Annotated in this window: 13 protein-coding genes; 10 read left to right on the forward strand and 3 right to left on the reverse strand. The window is 46.9% G+C overall.

Going from position 1 to position 17,937, the window contains the following annotated elements:
- Positions 1–82 precede the first annotated feature (82 nt).
- Positions 83–562 carry a tRNA (uridine(34)/cytosine(34)/5-carboxymethylaminomethyluridine(34)-2'-O)-methyltransferase TrmL gene (gene trmL, locus NL645_RS20840; RefSeq protein ID WP_005382381.1) on the forward strand — a complete coding sequence of 160 codons (480 nt, stop codon included), beginning with the start codon at positions 83–85 and terminating at the stop codon, positions 560–562.
- A 71-nt stretch (positions 563–633) separates the two neighbouring features.
- On the opposite strand, the gene NL645_RS20845 is transcribed toward trmL, so the two are convergent.
- Complete coding sequence (locus NL645_RS20845) at positions 634–1,152, reverse strand: FxsA family protein (RefSeq protein WP_253652324.1); 519 nt, start codon at positions 1,150–1,152, stop codon at positions 634–636.
- A 430-nt stretch (positions 1,153–1,582) separates the two neighbouring features.
- On the opposite strand from NL645_RS20845, the gene aspA reads away from it, so the two are divergent.
- The 4 genes from aspA to NL645_RS20865 all read left to right on the forward strand — a co-directional run bounded on the left by aspA (position 1,583) and on the right by NL645_RS20865 (position 7,314).
- Complete coding sequence (gene aspA, locus NL645_RS20850; RefSeq protein ID WP_005397540.1) at positions 1,583–3,034, forward strand: aspartate ammonia-lyase; 1,452 nt, start codon at positions 1,583–1,585, stop codon at positions 3,032–3,034.
- 175 nt (positions 3,035–3,209) lie between these two features.
- A complete protein-coding gene (locus NL645_RS20855; protein ID WP_065646964.1) occupies positions 3,210–4,517 on the forward strand; it encodes an anaerobic C4-dicarboxylate transporter in 1,308 nt (435 codons plus the stop codon).
- Between the two features lie 161 nt (positions 4,518–4,678).
- Positions 4,679–6,490, forward strand: a complete 1,812-nt coding sequence (locus NL645_RS20860; protein ID WP_253652325.1) for a protein-disulfide reductase DsbD — start codon at positions 4,679–4,681, stop codon at positions 6,488–6,490.
- 194 nt (positions 6,491–6,684) lie between these two features.
- The gene (locus NL645_RS20865; protein ID WP_005397542.1) at positions 6,685–7,314 is read left to right on the forward strand and encodes a response regulator transcription factor; all 630 of its coding nucleotides are present in this window, start codon (positions 6,685–6,687) and stop codon (positions 7,312–7,314) included.
- A gap of 2 nt (positions 7,315–7,316) precedes the next feature.
- Here NL645_RS20865 and NL645_RS20870 read toward each other — a convergent pair whose 3' ends face one another.
- The gene (locus NL645_RS20870; RefSeq protein ID WP_104974718.1) at positions 7,317–9,062 is read right to left on the reverse strand and encodes a potassium/proton antiporter; all 1,746 of its coding nucleotides are present in this window, start codon (positions 9,060–9,062) and stop codon (positions 7,317–7,319) included.
- A gap of 520 nt (positions 9,063–9,582) precedes the next feature.
- Here NL645_RS20870 and NL645_RS20875 point away from each other — a divergent pair.
- The 5 genes from NL645_RS20875 to NL645_RS20895 all read left to right on the forward strand — a co-directional run bounded on the left by NL645_RS20875 (position 9,583) and on the right by NL645_RS20895 (position 14,307).
- Positions 9,583–9,846 (forward strand): DUF4212 domain-containing protein, encoded by a 264-nt coding sequence (locus NL645_RS20875; protein WP_005397548.1) that lies wholly within the window; start codon positions 9,583–9,585, stop codon positions 9,844–9,846.
- Positions 9,847–9,858: 12 nt separating this feature from the next.
- On the forward strand, positions 9,859–11,586 hold the full coding sequence (locus tag NL645_RS20880) for a sodium:solute symporter family protein (RefSeq protein WP_005397550.1): 1,728 nt from the start codon (positions 9,859–9,861) through the stop codon (positions 11,584–11,586).
- A 256-nt stretch (positions 11,587–11,842) separates the two neighbouring features.
- Positions 11,843–12,325 carry a hypothetical protein gene (locus NL645_RS20885; RefSeq protein ID WP_012841321.1) on the forward strand — a complete coding sequence of 161 codons (483 nt, stop codon included), beginning with the start codon at positions 11,843–11,845 and terminating at the stop codon, positions 12,323–12,325.
- Positions 12,326–12,526: 201 nt separating this feature from the next.
- Positions 12,527–12,904 (forward strand): hypothetical protein, encoded by a 378-nt coding sequence (locus NL645_RS20890; RefSeq protein ID WP_253652326.1) that lies wholly within the window; start codon positions 12,527–12,529, stop codon positions 12,902–12,904.
- Positions 12,905–12,921: 17 nt separating this feature from the next.
- A complete protein-coding gene (locus NL645_RS20895; protein WP_253652327.1) occupies positions 12,922–14,307 on the forward strand; it encodes a lyase family protein in 1,386 nt (461 codons plus the stop codon).
- A 94-nt stretch (positions 14,308–14,401) separates the two neighbouring features.
- On the opposite strand, the gene NL645_RS20900 is transcribed toward NL645_RS20895, so the two are convergent.
- On the reverse strand, positions 14,402–17,833 hold the full coding sequence (locus tag NL645_RS20900) for a PAS-domain containing protein (protein ID WP_048626672.1): 3,432 nt from the start codon (positions 17,831–17,833) through the stop codon (positions 14,402–14,404).
- Positions 17,834–17,937: the final 104 nt, after the last annotated feature.

Consider the following 17,937-nt stretch of genomic DNA (forward strand, 5'->3'; position numbering starts at 1 on the left):
AAGTCAATCTTGCTGAATCTCGCATATCTTGCTGACTTGGGTATATACTGCCTCTCTATTTGACCAACTCTATTTCAATACCATGTTTGATATCGCTTTATACGAACCAGAAATCGCGCCGAACACCGGCAACATCATTCGACTTTGTGCCAACTGCGGTGCAAACCTTCACTTAATTGAACCTCTGGGTTTCGATCTTGAAGAGAAGAAAGTCCGCCGCGCTGGTTTGGATTACCATGATTTAGCTCGCGTAACGCGTCATAAGAACTATCAAGCATTCTTAGAATATTTAGAGAAAGAGAAACAAGGTAACTACCGATTGTTTGCCTGCACCACCAAAACCACAGGTCACCACGTTGATGCGCAATACCAAGCAGGTGATGTTTTGATGTTTGGTCCAGAAACTCGTGGCTTGCCTGCTGAAATCATCGATAGCTTGCCAATGGAGCAGCGTATCCGCATTCCAATGATGCCAGATGCGCGCAGCCTAAACCTTTCGAACGCCGTTGCGATCATTGCTTTTGAAGCATGGCGTCAAATGGGATTTGAAGGCGCGTTGTAAGCGCCACGAATTCCAAACACAAAAAAGGGCGCTTAGTGCGCCCCTTTTGTTTTCTGTACTCTCTGACTCAATCAGTTGAGCTTGTTGCGATCATCATCGTCTTTACGCTCGTATTCCCCTTCGAAGGTATTGCCATCGTCTGACTGGGAATTAAATGGGTCACGGCGGAACGGGTCTTGCTCAAATGGCCCTTGGTTAGAGAAACCACCTTGGAAGCCACCACCATGCATGGCTTTCACCACCATTTTACTCATCAAGTATTTTGCAATCGCGGCGCGTGGCGCGGGAAGCAACACCAGCATACCAAGAGCATCGGTCATAAAGCCCGGTGTTAACAGCAGCACGCCAGCCACCGCTAGCATTACGCCTTCAAAAATTTGCTGGGCTGGAATTTCACCTTGTTCCAGACGCCCCTGCACCGACATCAGAGTTTGGATGCCTTGGCTGCGCACCAACGATGCACCGACAAATGCCGTGATTAATACTAATGCGATAGTCGGCCATAAACCTAAAAAGCCGCCCACCTGAATAAATAAGCCGATTTCAATGATCGGGACAAAAATAAACGCCAATAATAAGATAGGAAACACACGCCCTCCTTTGTTTAATTCAGTGTAATGGTAAAAGCGAACTAAGCTCAAACGAATCGTTGTAAAAAAGCGTGTTCATACCGGTCTCTTCCTACGCAGAAAAAGAGGTAGTGGAGTGTTTCATTCAATTGCATAACGATTTTTTCGTGCTTTTAAAGTGCTAATTTCGAACTCTAAAAACCCATGTTTGTCGAGGAAAATCGAGTACCCATAAAGGGTTATTAATAACCCGTTCATACTTTGCAAATTATTGACTCATGAAAAACGAAAAAGGTGATCTAGTTACTATTTTTATGCGCTAGGTGCAGTATCATGTGCCACATAAGTCAGGACGGATTTTCCAGCCAAAAATTCTGATGAACGGATTCTAGATTGCAGAAATGGCTAATAAATAACTTTATTATCAGAATTATCATCTAAGGATCCTGCTATGGCTACCCTATCTGATGCTCCAAAAACAGCAAACCCAGCCACTCGTATTGAAGAAGATCTATTAGGTCAACGTCATGTCCCTGCAGATGCGTACTACGGTATTCATACGCTACGTGCGATCGAGAACTTCAACATCTCTAATATGACCATCTCTGACGTACCAGAATTTGTACGCGGTATGGTAATGACCAAAAAAGCAGCGGCGTTGGCAAACAAAGAACTTGGTGCGATTCCAAAAGACGTTGCAAACTACATCATCGAAGCGTGTGATTTGATCCTAGAAACTGGCAAGTGCATGGATCAGTTCCCATCAGACGTATTCCAAGGTGGTGCGGGCACTTCAGTGAACATGAACACGAACGAAGTGATCGCAAACGTTGCGCTTGAGCTAATGGGTAAAGAGAAAGGTCAATACGAATTTGTTAACCCAAATGACCACGTAAACAAGAGCCAATCAACCAACTGTGCGTACCCAACGGGTTTCCGTATCGCGGTTTACAACAGCGTACACAAACTAATGGAAGCAATTGAGTACCTAAAAGGCGCATTCGAACTTAAAGCAATTGAGTTTAAAGATGTACTGAAAATGGGTCGTACTCAGCTACAAGACGCGGTACCGATGACTGTAGGTCAAGAGTTCCACGCTTGGGCAGTAACACTAAACGAAGAGATTCGTGCTCTAGATTACACCTCTAAACTACTCCTAGAAATCAACCTAGGTGCAACCGCAATCGGTACAGGTCTAAATACACCGACTGGCTACCAAGCCCTTGCAGTAAAACACCTAGCGGAAGTAACAGGTCTTGACGTTGTTGCGGCAGAAGACCTTATCGAAGCGACTTCTGACTGTGGCGCATACGTAATGACGCACAGTGCACTAAAACGTCTAGCGGTGAAACTATCGAAGATCTGTAACGACCTTCGTCTACTTTCTTCTGGCCCTCGCGCAGGTCTAAATGAATTGAACCTACCTGAAATGCAAGCAGGTTCTTCAATCATGCCAGCAAAAGTAAACCCAGTTATCCCAGAAGTAGTAAACCAAGTTTGCTTTAAAGTTCTAGGTAACGACAACACGGTTTCTTTCGCAGCAGAAGGCGGTCAGCTACAGCTAAACGTAATGGAACCAGTTATCGCACAAAGCATGTTTGAGTCTATCTCTCTACTACACAATGCGTGTGTGAACCTACGTGATAAATGTATCGATGGCATCACAGTCAATAAAGAGACTTGTGAAAACTACGTTTACAACTCTATCGGTATCGTCACTTATCTAAACCCATACATCGGCCACCACGAAGGTGACATCGTAGGTAAGATTTGTGCGGAAACCGGTAAGAGTGTTCGCGAAGTTGTGCTAGAGCGCGGCCTGCTAACCGCAGAAGAGCTTGATGAAATCTTGTCAGTCGAAAACTTCATGCATCCAACTTACAAAGCGAAACGCTACGAGTAATAACTAATTCGAAGGGGGCCACTCAGGCCCCTTTTTTAGGCTCTCATACGGTTAACCACATTTTTTATATGCTTTTATTGCCATTAGGCCACTGGGTTCTAATTCTCTGAGCATTTACTCCTGTTCCTGAGTGTTCAAAAAATCAGAATCAATAAAAAACTAAAGAGGTATCAATATGGTCATGGTCGAACTCTTCGTGGTTCTGCTCTTCATCTATTTGGGGGCTAGAATCGGCGGTATCGGCATTGGTTTTGCTGGTGGTGCTGGGGTCATTGCGTTGTCTTTGATCTTAGGTGTGCCAACAAGCCAAGCTTACATCCCAGTTGACGTAATTTTGATCATCATGTCTGTCATCACGGCTATCGCAGCAATGCAAGTGGCAGGTGGTTTAGACTGGATGGTGCAAGTTGCTGAAAACTTTTTGCGCAAGCATCCTGAGCGCATCACCTTTTATGCGCCTATCGTAACTTACCTAATGACGCTGATGGCCGGTACTGGCCACACGGCATTCTCTACATTGCCAGTAATTGCAGAAGTCGCGAAAGGTCAAGGTGTGCGTCCTTCTCGTCCACTGTCTATTGCGGTTGTCGCATCGCAAATCGCGATCACTGCCTCGCCAATCTCAGCGGCAGTAGTGGCGTTCGCGGCGATGCTGCACCCATTCGGCGTTGACTACCTAACACTACTAGCAATCTGTATCCCAACGACGTTCATCGCGTGCATGATCGGTGCGTTCGTGGCGAACTTCATGGGCTGTGAGCTAAAAGACGATTCTGAATACCAAGAGCGTCTAGAAAAAGGCCTAATCAAACTCAACACAGAAGCAAAACGCGAAATCCTGCCAACAGCGAAAAAAGCAACCTTCATCTTCTTAGGCGCGATCGCCTTTGTTGTGTGCTACGCAGCGGCTATCTCTGGTTCAGTAGGCCTAATCGAGAACCCTGCTCTAGGTCGTAACGAAGCTATCATGACAGTAATGCTAGCAGCCGCGGCAGCTATCGTAATGAGCTGTAAAATCGACGCTGGCAAAATCCCAGCAGCAGCAACATTCCGCTCTGGTATGACAGCGTGTGTGTGTGTTCTTGGTGTGGCATGGCTAGGTTCTACCTTCGTTAACGCGCACGTTGACGGCATCAAAGAAGTGGCTGGTGCGCTACTAGCAGACTACCCATGGATGCTAGCACTTGTTCTATTCTTCGCTTCAATGCTGCTTTACTCGCAAGGTGCAACCACGGTTGCGCTGATGCCAGCAGCACTAGCAATCGGTGTGGCACCACTTACCGCAGTTGCATCTTTCGCAGCAGTAAGTGCGCTATTCGTACTGCCAACTTACCCAACGCTTCTAGCAGCGGTTGAGATGGACGACACGGGTTCAACTCGTATCGGTAAGTACGTATTCAACCACCCATTCTTTGTACCTGGTGTGGTAACCATCGCTTCTGCAGTAGCACTTGGCTTCGCATTCGGTGGTCTACTGATCTAGTAGAAACAGAGTCTTACTCGGGGAGCTTCGGCTCCCTTTTTTATTGCCTGTCGTCTTGAATTATGCTCAATAAATCTTCATTTTCATGAAACTTATTGACTCGCCTCCGGGTCTGATTGAGTTACACTAACGGCAATTATCTAAGATGAATTGACTCTTTTATGCGCGCATTACTTTCCGTTTTACTCTTAGGGCTTATTACCTTTTCCACTCCGTCTTTGGCCTTGTTCGGCAAAGACCAGTTTACCAATAGCCAGAACAACAGTTTTGGTAGCAGCAGCGACAGCTTTGTTCCGGTCGATCAGGCATTTCCGTTTAATTTCTACCAGCAAGACGACAAATTGATGCTCGATTGGCAGGTACGCGATGGTTATTACCTGTATCAAGAGCGTTTATCTGTGTCTGGTGAGAACATCTCACTGGGCGAACTGCAAATGGAAAACGGCACGCCACATAAAGATGAATTCTTTGGTGATGTGCATATCTATACCACACCACTATTTGTCAATATCCCACTGAGTAATTGGCAAGAGGGCGCACGTGTCATTGTGCAATATCAAGGCTGTGCGAAAGCGGGCTTCTGCTACCCACCAGAAACACGTGAGATTCCAATCAGCGCGTTTTCTTCATCCAATTCCGACACCGTAGCACCGACTGCCAAGGCACCAGCGACAGAACAAGCACAGCCAACAACAAAATCAACCACCACTTCAGTACCAGTCAGTGAGCAAGATAGCTTAGCCGCGAATCTAGCCGACAAGTGGTGGACGCCGTTGTTGTTTTTGGCACTTGGTGTGGGTCTAGCATTTACCCCTTGTGTACTGCCGATGTATCCCATTCTCACCAGCATCGTGCTTGGTAGCGGCAAACTGAGCCAACGTCGTGCGCTTGGTTTGTCATTTATTTACGTACAAGGCATGGCGCTGACTTACACGCTGCTCGGCCTTGTAGTGGCGTCTGCGGGTATGCAGTTCCAAGCGGCGATGCAACACCCTTATGTGCTGATTGGTTTGAGTGTACTGTTCATTGCATTAGCTATGTCGATGTTTGGTCTGTACTCATTGCAGTTACCAAGCAGCGTGCAAACGTGGCTGAATAACTTAAGTAACAAGCAGCAAGGTGGTAGCAGTGCTGGCGTGTTTGCAATGGGGGCAATATCTGGCTTGGTTTGTTCTCCGTGTACTACCGCCCCACTCTCTGGTGCGCTGCTTTACGTCGCACAAAGTGGCGACTTACTCACTGGTGGGGTCGCCCTTTACGCGCTGGCGATGGGCATGGGTATTCCGTTGATCCTTGTAGCGGTATTTGGCAACAAGTTGCTACCAAAAGCCGGCGGTTGGATGGACCGCGTGAAAACGCTGTTCGGCTTTATTCTGCTTGCTGCGCCTATCTTCTTGTTGGAACGCATCATGCCAGAAATGTGGTCAACAATTCTGTGGTCAACACTGGGCATCGCTGCCTTTGGTTGGCTGTATCATGTGAAAAACAGCTTGGAGTTTGGTGGCTGGAAACAAAGCGCCGTTGGCATCATCGCCGTATTGGGTTTGCTCGCGTCAGCACAGCCAGTATTAAATTACTGGTTTGGTAATAACGCAACGCAAGCTCAACAAACTTCCGTAAGCTTTACACGCATTGCCAATGTTGCAGAGTTGGAAGAACAACTAGCGCTAGCCAAAGCAGCTGGCAAACCTGTGATGCTCGACTTCTACGCCGATTGGTGTGTGGCGTGTAAAGAGTTTGAAAAGTACACCTTCCATGATCCAAACGTCGAAGCCAAGCTAAAAGACTTTGTTCTTTTGCAAGCTGATGTAACCAAGAACCAAGTGCAAGATATTGAGTTACTCAAACACATGAACGTACTTGGCTTGCCAACCATCGAGTTCTGGGATGCGAATGGCGAACACGTTTCAAACGCGCGTTTAACCGGTTTTATGCAAGCCGAGCCTTTCTTAGAGCACATCCAACAATTCTGATCACCAGATATTCAAACGCCAGTGATGACCACTGGCGTTTTTTATTACCCAGATTTGAATGAGAAAATTGCGCTTATATGCAATTTTCCTAATAAAAGTCGATTTGGTTCAGACTTTTAGCGAATAAATATTGTCCACTCTCTCAAAGCTGGACAATAATAAATTTAACGAAATAGTCAAAAGTGTTTAACGTCATGGATTCGACCTACACCATCATCATTGCAGATGATCACCCACTCTTCCGTAATGCCTTGTTTCAATCTATCCACATGGCAATCAGTGGGGCAAATTTGCTTGAAGCGGACTCACTCGACGCACTGCTGGCTTTGTTAGAGCGAGAAGAAGAACCAGATTTGGTGCTATTGGATCTTAAAATGCCAGGAGCAAATGGTATGTCTGGCTTGATTCACTTGCGAGCAGAGCACCCAGACTTACCAATCGTCGTCGTCTCGGCTAGTGAAGAGCCAGCGATCGTGACACAAGTGAAAAGCCATGGTGCGTTTGGTTTTATTCCTAAATCGAGCGACATGCGCGAATTAGTGAATGCGCTCAATCAAGTGCTCAATGGCGACCCGTATTTTCCAGAAGGGCTGATCACCAATAACGCGGCATGTAATGACTTAGCGGAGAAGATTGCCGCGCTAACGCCCCAGCAATATAAGGTGTTGGGGATGTTGTCAGATGGCTTACTGAACAAACAAATCGCCTACGAATTGAATGTTTCAGAAGCCACCATCAAAGCGCATATGACGGCGATTTTCCGCAAGCTCGGCGTAAAAAACCGCACACAAGCCGTCATCATGCTAACGGAGATGAACGACTAGACTCACTCCTCGTCAGCGAGCAGGCTTTGCTCGCTTGGCAAACGGATACCTACTTTGGTGACTTGTTGGTCAACGACATCGGCAATGATCCATTGCAAGCCTTGCCACTCGAATTGGTCCCCTAACACTGGTGTACTCCCCAATTGTTCTTCTACAAGGTTTCTTAAGCTTTTATCGAGTGATTCATCGCCCAAGTTCAGGCCATACATCATCGCAATATCGGCAAGGTTCACTTCAATATCTAGGAAGAAATCACCAAAGAATCGTGCCAATGACGCTTTCTCAGGCGCTTCACTAAATAGCAAGCTCAGGGCATCCAAATCCTTTTCTTGCGCCAACACACACAAGGTATCGTCTTCTTCGAGGCGCGTACTACCTGACGGATGCAATAACGCTTTATTGCGAAATACTGCGGCGATGCGCGTTCCATCCGGCATCGAAAGACTACGCAATGGTTCACCAATACACCATTTATCCGCTTTAAGCTTATAGATAAACAGTTCCCACTCACTAGTTGGGTAAATCTCCACACCTGTGCGTGAAATTGGCTCAGGTTTAGAAGGTAGCTCTACCTTCGCCAGAGACATCGCTTTAGTCAATGTGCCACCTTGTACAATCAAAGAGACCATTACCACGAAAAACGCCAAATTGAAGTACAACTGCGCATCTGGCAATCCTGCCATCATTGGAAAGACCGCCAGAATAATTGGGACAGCACCGCGCAAGCCCACCCAAGAAACAAACCACTTTTCACGTGGTGTGAAACTCTTGAATGGCAGTAAACCGATCCAAACCGAGATTGGACGGGCAAATAAAATCATCCCAAAGGCCAGCGCCAAACCAGGCAACGCAATAGAGAGCAAGTTGGAAGGCGTAACCAATAAACCAAGCACGAGGAACATACCGATTTGAGCTAGCCACGTCATGCCATCTAGCACATGAAGAATGGAATGGCGGCTGCGTGTTGGACGATTACCTAGCAGTAAACCAACCAGATAAATTGACAGAATACCGCTGCCACCTAATGCATTAGATAAAGCGAAAATCAGCAAGCCACCACTGACGGTTAAAATCGAATATAAGCCATCCGGCAGTTGATTACGATTGATGACCTTCCACAAAATCCAGCCACCAGAAAAACCGAGTAAAGCGCCAATACCAAACTGCTTAAGAAAACTGAGCGCCAAAAAGCCCACACTCAAATCTGCATCTGGGTTCGCTAAAATAGCAATCAGAGTAACAGTCAGAAACACCGCCATAGGATCATTGGTGCCGGATTCAATTTCCAGCGTTGAGCCAACACGTTCGTTAAGACTACGACCTTTGAGTAGAGAAAAAACCGCAGCAGCATCTGTGGAGCCGACAATCGCACCAACTAATATACCTTGCAGCAAGTCTAAGTCGAATAACCACGTTGCCATCAGCCCGGTCAAAATAGTGGTGATCGCAACCCCAAACGTTGCCAAGGACACCGAAGGCCATAACGCCACCCTAAAGCTGGCAACCCGTGTTCTCATACCACCATCGAGCAAAATGATGGCTAATGCGAGGTTACTGACCAAGTAAGCGATCGAAAAATTATCAAATAAAATACCGCCTAAACCGTCTTCCCCCGCCAGCATTCCAACGGCTAAAAATACCAAAAGAATTGGGATTCCCAACTTAGAGGAAACTGGGCTTAAAAGAACGCTAAGTGCGATTAACAACGCACCTATAAGAAAAAAACTATTAATGGTGTCTGCGTCCATTCTCACCCTCCCTTAATGAAAAACGATATGCTTGTGATGAGCTAAGGCGACTTCGTTAATAAGTTAATGCCTTAATCTGCCTCCTCCTTAAACCGTCCCAAAGCGCGAGGTTGTACGAGAATGACTCAGTTATATTACTTTATTGTGCGCTAAAACGGTGATTTGGTACGAAAACTTTATGTAAATAAATTACTTGTGAATTTTTCACGCCAATTTTTTCGCTGATTGATAAAAAGAAGAACGCAGAATGTTTCTGTTAAGGATCGCTAAAATCAATGAAGAAAAAATTAATCACGTCTCTTATTCGTGCTTTTTATCATTTTTCTCCTTAGACCTTTGGCTAATTTAACAGCTTTTTAACATCAACAAATAACCCTAACTCTTCTCTAAGCGCCCATATCACGGGAGTTTTTTATTTTTTATACCCCGACTAAAGTTGAAAAGAGTTCTTGCCAACACCTTGCTAATGTACATGTTGAAACATTTTTTTAACAACAATACCAATCGTAAGGAGACGGCAATGGCATTTGAAAGCGAAGAAAGAGCCAAAGCCTATTGGGACAAAAACGTGAAGCTCATGATTGGCCTTATGGTCATCTGGTTCGTAGTGTCTTTCGGCTGCGGCATTTTATTTGTCGACGTACTTAATCAATTTCAATTAGGTGGATACAAACTTGGTTTCTGGTTTGCTCAGCAAGGCTCCATCTACACCTTTCTAGGTATTATTTTCTATTACGCATGGAAGATGCGCCAAATCGACCGTGAATTCGGCGTAGATGAGTAAGGAGTAACTCAGATGGATTTGAAAACTATTACCTACTTGGTTGTTGGTGCAACCTTCGTCCTCTACATCGGTATTGCGATCTGGGCGCGTGCGGGGTCAACCAAAGAGTTCTATGTCGCTGGTGGCGGGGTCAACCCAATCGCTAACGGTATGGCAACCGCTGCTGACTGGATGTCGGCGGCATCGTTCATCTCAATGGCGGGTCTGATTGCCTTTATGGGTTACGGCGGCTCCGTATTCCTAATGGGTTGGACGGGCGGTTACGTACTGCTTGCACTGTTACTCGCCCCTTATCTACGTAAGTTTGGTAAGTTTACGGTGCCAGAGTTTGTTGGTGAACGCTTTTACTCGAATACGGCACGTATCGTGGCGGTTATCTGTCTTATCATCGCATCGGTCACTTATGTTATCGGCCAGATGAAAGGCGTTGGCGTTGCCTTCGGTCGCTTCCTAGAAGTTGATTACTCAACAGGCCTACTGATTGGTATGTGTATCGTATTCATGTACGCCGTACTTGGCGGCATGAAAGGCATCACTTACACGCAGATTGCTCAATATTGCGTACTCATTCTTGCTTACACTATCCCTGCAATCTTTATCTCTCTGCAACTTACAGGTAACCCGCTACCTCAGATTGGCCTCGGGAGTACCATTCAAGGCACCGATGTTTATCTGCTCGATAGGCTCGACCAAGTGGTGACCGAACTCGGCTTTAGTGAGTACACCACACAGGTTCGCGGTAGCACACTAAACATGTTCGTTTACACCATGTCATTGATGATCGGTACTGCGGGTCTACCACACGTTATCATCCGTTTCTTTACGGTACCTAAGGTGCGTGATGCGCGTACTTCTGCTGGCTGGGCACTTGTGTTCATAGCGATTCTATACACAACAGCGCCAGCAGTTTCAGCAATGGCTCGTCTAAACCTAATGGATACCGTTAACCCAGCTCCGGGCCAACACCTTGCGTATGATGAGCGCCCTGATTGGTTCAAAAACTGGGAAACAACAGGTCTATTAGGCTTTGATGATAAGAATGGCGATGGCCTGATCGAGTACACCTCAAACCCTGACACCAATGAGTTGCGAGTTGACCGTGACATCATGGTACTAGCAAACCCAGAAATCGCTAAGCTACCAAACTGGGTCATTGCACTCGTAGCCGCTGGTGGCCTCGCTGCAGCGCTATCCACAGCAGCGGGTCTGTTGCTTGCTATTTCGTCGGCGATTTCCCATGACTTAATTAAAGGGGTTATAAATCCGAACATATCCGAGAAGAAGGAGCTGCTTGCCAGCCGAATCTCGATGGCGGTGGCAATCGCAGCCGCAGGCTATCTCGGATTGAATCCTCCTGGCTTTGCAGCTGGTACGGTGGCGCTCGCCTTTGGTCTTGCTGCGTCATCCATCTTCCCTGCGTTGATGATGGGTATCTTCAGCAAAGGTATCAATAAAGAAGGCGCAATCGCCGGTATGATTGCCGGTATCAGTATCACACTGTTCTACGTATTCCAGCACAAAGGCATCCTATTCGTTGCTGACTGGAAATATCTAGAAAGCTGGGGAACCAACTGGTTCCTAGGTATTGAGCCAAACGCGTTTGGTGCTATCGGCGCCCTATTTAACTTCATCGTGGCATTCGCGGTATCGAAAGTTACAGCGGAAACACCTCAAGAAGTTAAAGATCTTGTTGAACACGTTCGTGTCCCTGTTGGTGCAGGCGATGCCGTGGATCACTAAAATATAACGCAAGCCACAAAAGCCCCACTTGGGGCTTTTTTATTCATCTAACTTATTCTAATAATTAGATTCCCTGAGCCGTAGCAAGGAAGCACACGAATGGCATTGATTATATGTTCGGGGAACGCAGAAACAATCGTTTAGAACAGGGCAAAGATTGCAGCAAGCTAGTTGCTCTACCTTCAAAATCATTAACGAAGTTATTAGTGATTTTAGCCAGTTAAAATGAACAGATAATTGATGGAATTAGTATTTTATGTTCAAAAACAAGCACTTTATTCTCGCTCTGCTTATTGCGCCGATTCTTTCTTTGATCGCCTACTTCGGCACCGATATGGCACTCAGCGAGAAACCCCACGCGGCACAAGAAGGGGAAACTTACAAACTCGCGAGTAAGTCTAACTGTCGTTACACCAGTGGACTGTGTGACATGGAAAATGGCGACTTTAAAGTGAAGTTTCGCTCAGAACAGCTCACGAAAAATGGCTTAGAATTGTCACTCAATGCCGCCTATCCACTCGAAGGGGTCAAAGTTTCCATCGTTAATGACGAAGAGAAAAATGCTCAGCCGATTGATATGAAGCCCGCCGATCAGGCTGGAAAAAGTTGGTACATTACCTTACCAAGACCAGCATCCGCAGAAAGTTGGTTAAGAGTCGTCATTCAATCTGGAGGCACACTTTATTACGGCGAAACACAAACCGCGTTTGTGAAGTACGAAACCTTATTTACAGAGTAATGGCCACAGATAAAGACACCGATATCCAAAACGTCGATACCTCATTGTCACCTCAGGACTAAATAATTCCCTCTCTGCCGACGCTTTTACGTCGGCTTTTGTTTCCGTAAGTCTTTCTTCAACAACCTCTTACTCTAAAAAGGGTTGCCAACCCACCACTTAATTGATAATAATTATCATTACATTAAGCGAGAGGTGGTTATGGACAACAAACGGGACATCTTTAACGCATTTTTTAAAGCACAAGATAGATTCCTTCTCGCCGCACCACACGGCTTTGAGCCAGACGTAATTCATGACTATATTCATTGGGGAATGGTGTTGTCTTCCTGCTATGAACACGGTGCCGATGAAGAAAATCTATTGTTGTGTGAGCTGTTTTTGCGTCAGGTTTATTTCCATCTACTAGACGCAATTCAAGACTCCACTCGCAGTCGCATCTTCCGTCGTGTCTGTCTCGATTCTATCCATACGCCATTATTCTGTCTCAAACGCTATTACTATCAGTTTGAACAAGGCGACGTGAAATGTCTCGCATTACAACAACAATTACGCCTGATTCAAATCTCACTCGATTAACCAAAAGGATCCCTACCATGAGCACCGAATTCCGCATAGAAACTGACAGTATGGGCGAAGTGAAAGTCCCAGCAGATGCACTCTACCAAGCCCAAACTCAGCGCGCCGTCGATAACTTCTCATTCAGTCAACATAAGATGCCATCTGGCTTCATCCAAGCGTTGGCACACATCAAGCAGACTGCGGCACTCACCAACGCACAATTGGGGCTGCTTGAAGGTGATATCGCTAATGCGATTGCTGACGCAGCTCAGGCGATTATCGAGGGCAATCATATTGAGCAATTTCCAATTGACGTATTTCAAACCGGATCAGGCACCAGCTCAAATATGAATGCGAATGAAGTGATTGCAACACTGGCCTCCCAGCATCTAGGCGGTACCGTCAGTCCTAATGATCACGTCAACATGGGACAAAGCAGTAACGATGTGGTGCCAACGGCCATTCAAGTTAGCGCAGCATTAGCCATTGAAACACAGCTCTTCCCGGCCCTGTCACACCTCATCCAAACACTAGAGTCTAAGCAACAAGCATTGAAAGATGTTGTAAAAACCGGTCGCACCCACTTAATGGACGCGATGCCAATTACCTTTGCTCAAGAACTTGGCGGTTGGCAGTTCCAAATCGAGCACGCAAAACAAGCGATTGAACAAGCACTTCCTGCGGTAAAAGCCTTAGCCCAAGGTGGTACAGCGGTTGGCACGGGGATCAATGCCGATCCACGCTTTGCTGACTTATTCGCTAGCAACCTAACCCAGTCAACTCGTATTCAGTTCACGGCCAGTGATAACTTCTTTTTCAATTTAAGCAGTCAAGATGCGATCGTCGCTCTGTCGGGACAGCTCAAAACAGCAGCAGTTGCGATCATGAAGATCGCAAACGATCTTCGTTGGATGAATTCAGGCCCATTGGCTGGTTTAGGTGAGATTGAATTACAAGGCTTGCAACCGGGTTCTTCCATCATGCCTGGCAAAGTAAATCCTGTGATCCCAGAAGCCGCAGCTATGGCCTCAGCGCAAGTCATTGGTAATGACACCACGATTACCGTCGCGGGCCAAGCAGGCAACTTCCAACTAAACGTCATGCTACCTGTCATTGCTCATAACGTATTGGAGAGCATCGATTTACTCGCTAACAGCGCAACGGCTTTAGCTGATAAAGCCATTGCAACATTCGAAGTTCGTCAAGACAACTTGGATGTAGCGCTCGCCAAAAACCCAATTTTGGTCACGGCCCTCAACCCGGTCATTGGCTACCTAAAAGCGGCAGAAGTCGCGAAAAAAGCCTATAAGCAGGGGCGTGCGATTATTGATGTCGCGGAAGAAGAAACCGATTTAGATAGAGCAACGCTAGAACGATTGCTTAATCCCGCAAAACTCACCCAAGGTGGCGTCGCGGAATAAGCGGCAAACTCAGCCTACAAACCAAAATAAGATTACAAACACAGAGACCTCCATTCGGAGGTCTCTTTTATAGCAACGCTAAAACACTCTAAATCTATGCGACGCGGTTGAGCACCGAACGCAATTTAAGCGGCTTAACTGGCTTCGCAATAAAGCTGAACCCATTTGCCTTGATGCCATCAAGCATATCATCGGTACGATCCGCGCTGATGATGACACCTTCAAAGCAGCTGCCTAGTCTCAAGCGACATTGCTGTAGCACTTCCAAGCCAGTACGACCATCATCAAGTCGGTAATCGGAAAAAATCACGTCCGGAATCCAACCATCCTCGAGAGCTTGTAGACTTTCGACCAAATCGGTCGCCACTCGCGTATCGCAGCCCCATCGAGACAGTAAGTTTTCCATACCGACTAAAATATCGGGCTCATTATCCACACATAGAATTCTTAGATGACCAAGTTCAGACTGGTTACTTGTCGTGACTTGAACTGGGTGCGGCTGCACATGATCGGCTTTATCAAGCGTGATAGAAAAGACACTGCCTTTACCAACCCAAGAACGCATCGAAATTTCATGCCCGAGCACTTGAGCAATTCCCTTGGAAATCGCCAAACCAAGCCCGAGACCTTGGTCGGAACGAACTTGAGTTCCGCGATTAAACTCTTCAAAGATCTCTTGCTGCTTCTCTTCTTCAATACCTACACCGTTGTCCCACACATCAATACGCACTCGCCCTTTTACCCGGCGAACACCAAGCGCCACTTTGCCATTCGGGTTATAACGAAACGCATTGGTCAGGAAGTTTTGCACCACACGGCGCAGCAGTTTGGGATCCGATTTCACCATGAGTGAGGATGGAATCATGGTGAATGCTATACCTTGTTGCTTAGCTAATGCGCTGAACTCCGCATTCAAATTCGACAACACATCGTTTAACGCAAAACCGTGCACATTGACTTCCAGCTTGCCCGACTCCAAGCGCGAAATATCCAGCAAATCTCCTATCAGGTCTTCGGCCGCCTCTAAAGCACTCTCAATGTGAGCCGACAGCTTTTTGGCTTCGCTGTCTTTGGCTACTTCCGACAATGAAGAAGCGAACAGGCGCGCAGCGTTGAGTGGCTGCATCAAGTCATGGCTTACTGCCGCCAAGAACCGTGATTTGGACTTCGATTCCAAATCGGAGCGTTGCGTCGCTGCCACCAGCTGCTTGTTAAGTTGTTCTAATTCCCGAGTCCGCAGACGTACCCTTTCTTCCAATGTCTCGTTGGCGTCTTTCAGCGCTTGCTCTGCATCTCGGAATACGGTGATGTCGGTAAAGCTCATCACAAAGCCACCTCCTGGCATTGGGTTACCTTGCACCTCTATCACGCGACCATCGGGACGGACCCGAGAAGAAGTGTGCCGAGTCCCTTGCTCAAGGTGATACACACGGCGACGGACGTGGTCATCAGGATCGCCTGGGCCACATAAACCTTGCTCTGCATTGTGCCGAATCACATCCGCAATCGGTCGCCCAACTTGGATCAAGCCTGGCGGAAATTCAAATAACTCTAAGTAGCGTTGGTTCCAAGCCACCAAGCGTAATTGCTTATCGACCACCGCAATACCTTGGCCGATATGTTCAATCGCCCCTTGAAGTAGGCCTCGGCTAAAATCGTACAGTTCAGAGGCTTCATCGACGATAGTCGCCACCTCTTCAAGCTGCATGTTTCTTCCTTGCAGGGCAGAAGTAAGTACTAACTTAGCAGAAGAAGCACCGAATACCCCGGCTAATACACGTTCGGTATGTCGAATCAGAGAGGATGGCGCTTGCTGATTCGGCATTAGCTCTTCTCGTTGCTGGCTCCAATACGCTTGAAAAGCCGCTTTTACTCGCGTTCGCCCAACAAACCTAGACGCTAGCATTTCTAGTTCAGCAACCGTAACACGACTCTGGTACAGGCTCATGTTTTCGCTTTCAGGCAGTGGCGTACCAACGAATGACGCCGATTGTAAGCGCTCACTTAGGCTTGGTCGTGTGGTCATAGAAACCACAACAAAACATACTGCATTGGCGACCACGCTGAGGATCATCCCCCAATCTGAAATCGCAATGTCAAAGCCAGCCAATACCTCTGGTGGGGTGATCAACCAAATCAAAAAGTTGTTACTGGCATTCCCGGCAAGCATGTCCGTTTGGCTCATTAACGTTATCAGCCAGATGGTAAAGCCTACCGCCAAGCCAACATACACACCTTTCTTATTCCCTTGACGCCAGTACATACCGCCTACCAGCGCAGGCGCGAATTGCGTGATAGCCGCGAATGAGAGAAAGCCGATAGCAGAAAGTGAATGAATGGTATCTAACGCTTGATAAAAACCCCAAGCGCCAATTAGTAGGACTAAAATCAGACCACGGCGGATCCGCAGTAATAATTCAGAGAAGTGATGATGGTTACGCTGCGTCAATCGCATGCGACGCAACAGTAGTGGCATAACCAAGTCGTTCGATACCATGATCGCTAAGGCAATCGTCGACACGATAACCATGCCACTGGCTGCCGAAGTGCCGCCTAAAAATGCAAGCAAAGCGATTTCACTCGCCCCTACCGACATCGGCACACTGATCACATAAGTATCAGGCGAAGCACCACTCAACAACCCTTGCCCTACCCACGCAATAGGTAAAACAAAAATCCCCATCAAGATCAGATAAATGGGAAACAACCAACGAGCAACATGCAAATCTTGCGCGCGTTCGTTTTCCACCACCATCGTATGGAATTGTCGTGGAAGACAAACAATCGCCAGCATCGTGAGTACGGTATGAATCAATATGGTCGGGATGTTTGGTGACTGATACGTCTGTGCGGCAACATCAACTAAGCTCAAATTCTCGGTGTTCATCGCCAACCAAACAATGAATACACCGACTACTAAAAACGCCAACAGTTTAATAATCGATTCGAAGGCAATCGCCATCATCATCCCACGATGGTGTTCCGTGTTATCAATGTGCCGGGTACCAAATAGCATGGTAAAAATTGCCAGTGCGACCACGACAAACCACGACACGCTATCGTTTTGATAACCAAAATCGGTAGCCAGTTCTGGGGCAATGATTTCTAGCCCCATGGTGATACCACGCAGCTGCAAAGCGATGTACGGCAAAATTCCCGCAACCGCAATGAGTGTAACGACTACGGCCAAACCTTGAGATTTGCCGTAACGAGCTCCGATAAAATCAGCAATCGACGTAATGTGTTCCCGTTTAGCAATCAAAATAAGCCGAGCTAAAACGCGCCATCCGATGGTAAACACTAAAATGGGGGCAATATAGATGGGCAAGAAAGACCAAGGGTTACTGCTGGCCTGCCCGACCGTGCCGTAGAAGGTCCACGATGTACAGTACACCGCAATGGAAAGGCTATAAATCCACGGCCGCCAGCGTGCTAACCACCTTTTCTGAATGTCGCCGTACCACGCGATGATAAATAAGGCTCCCAAATACGCCAAAGAAACGGGAACCACCAGCCATCCTTGCATCCGATATCCTTTCTTGCCTTTCTTGCCGTTTTAAAGCAAGAGAATAAAAAAACCTCTCCATTAGGGAGAGGTTTCATTTAACACTGCTTTCACAACGGAGACAA

It is taken from the genome of Vibrio sp. Y51_MX_L26, from assembly GCF_024181935.1.
In the GTDB taxonomy this organism is placed as follows: Bacteria; Pseudomonadota; Gammaproteobacteria; order Enterobacterales; family Vibrionaceae; genus Vibrio; species Vibrio diabolicus.

Bases quoted from the DNA above. Each gene is read 5' to 3' on its own strand.
- trmL (WP_005382381.1), top strand. From the start codon at position 83: ATGTTTGATATCGCTTTATACGAACCAGAAATCGCGCCGAACACCGGC.
- aspA (WP_005397540.1), top strand. From the start codon at position 1,583: ATGGCTACCCTATCTGATGCTCCAAAAACAGCAAACCCAGCCACTCGT.
- NL645_RS20855 (WP_065646964.1), top strand. From the start codon at position 3,210: ATGGTCATGGTCGAACTCTTCGTGGTTCTGCTCTTCATCTATTTGGGG.
- NL645_RS20860 (WP_253652325.1), top strand. From the start codon at position 4,679: ATGCGCGCATTACTTTCCGTTTTACTCTTAGGGCTTATTACCTTTTCC.
- NL645_RS20865 (WP_005397542.1), top strand. From the start codon at position 6,685: ATGGATTCGACCTACACCATCATCATTGCAGATGATCACCCACTCTTC.
- NL645_RS20870 (WP_104974718.1), bottom strand. From the start codon at position 9,062: ATGGACGCAGACACCATTAATAGTTTTTTTCTTATAGGTGCGTTGTTA.
- NL645_RS20875 (WP_005397548.1), top strand. From the start codon at position 9,583: ATGGCATTTGAAAGCGAAGAAAGAGCCAAAGCCTATTGGGACAAAAAC.
- NL645_RS20880 (WP_005397550.1), top strand. From the start codon at position 9,859: ATGGATTTGAAAACTATTACCTACTTGGTTGTTGGTGCAACCTTCGTC.
- NL645_RS20885 (WP_012841321.1), top strand. From the start codon at position 11,843: ATGTTCAAAAACAAGCACTTTATTCTCGCTCTGCTTATTGCGCCGATT.
- NL645_RS20890 (WP_253652326.1), top strand. From the start codon at position 12,527: ATGGACAACAAACGGGACATCTTTAACGCATTTTTTAAAGCACAAGAT.
- NL645_RS20895 (WP_253652327.1), top strand. From the start codon at position 12,922: ATGAGCACCGAATTCCGCATAGAAACTGACAGTATGGGCGAAGTGAAA.
- NL645_RS20900 (WP_048626672.1), bottom strand. From the start codon at position 17,833: ATGCAAGGATGGCTGGTGGTTCCCGTTTCTTTGGCGTATTTGGGAGCC.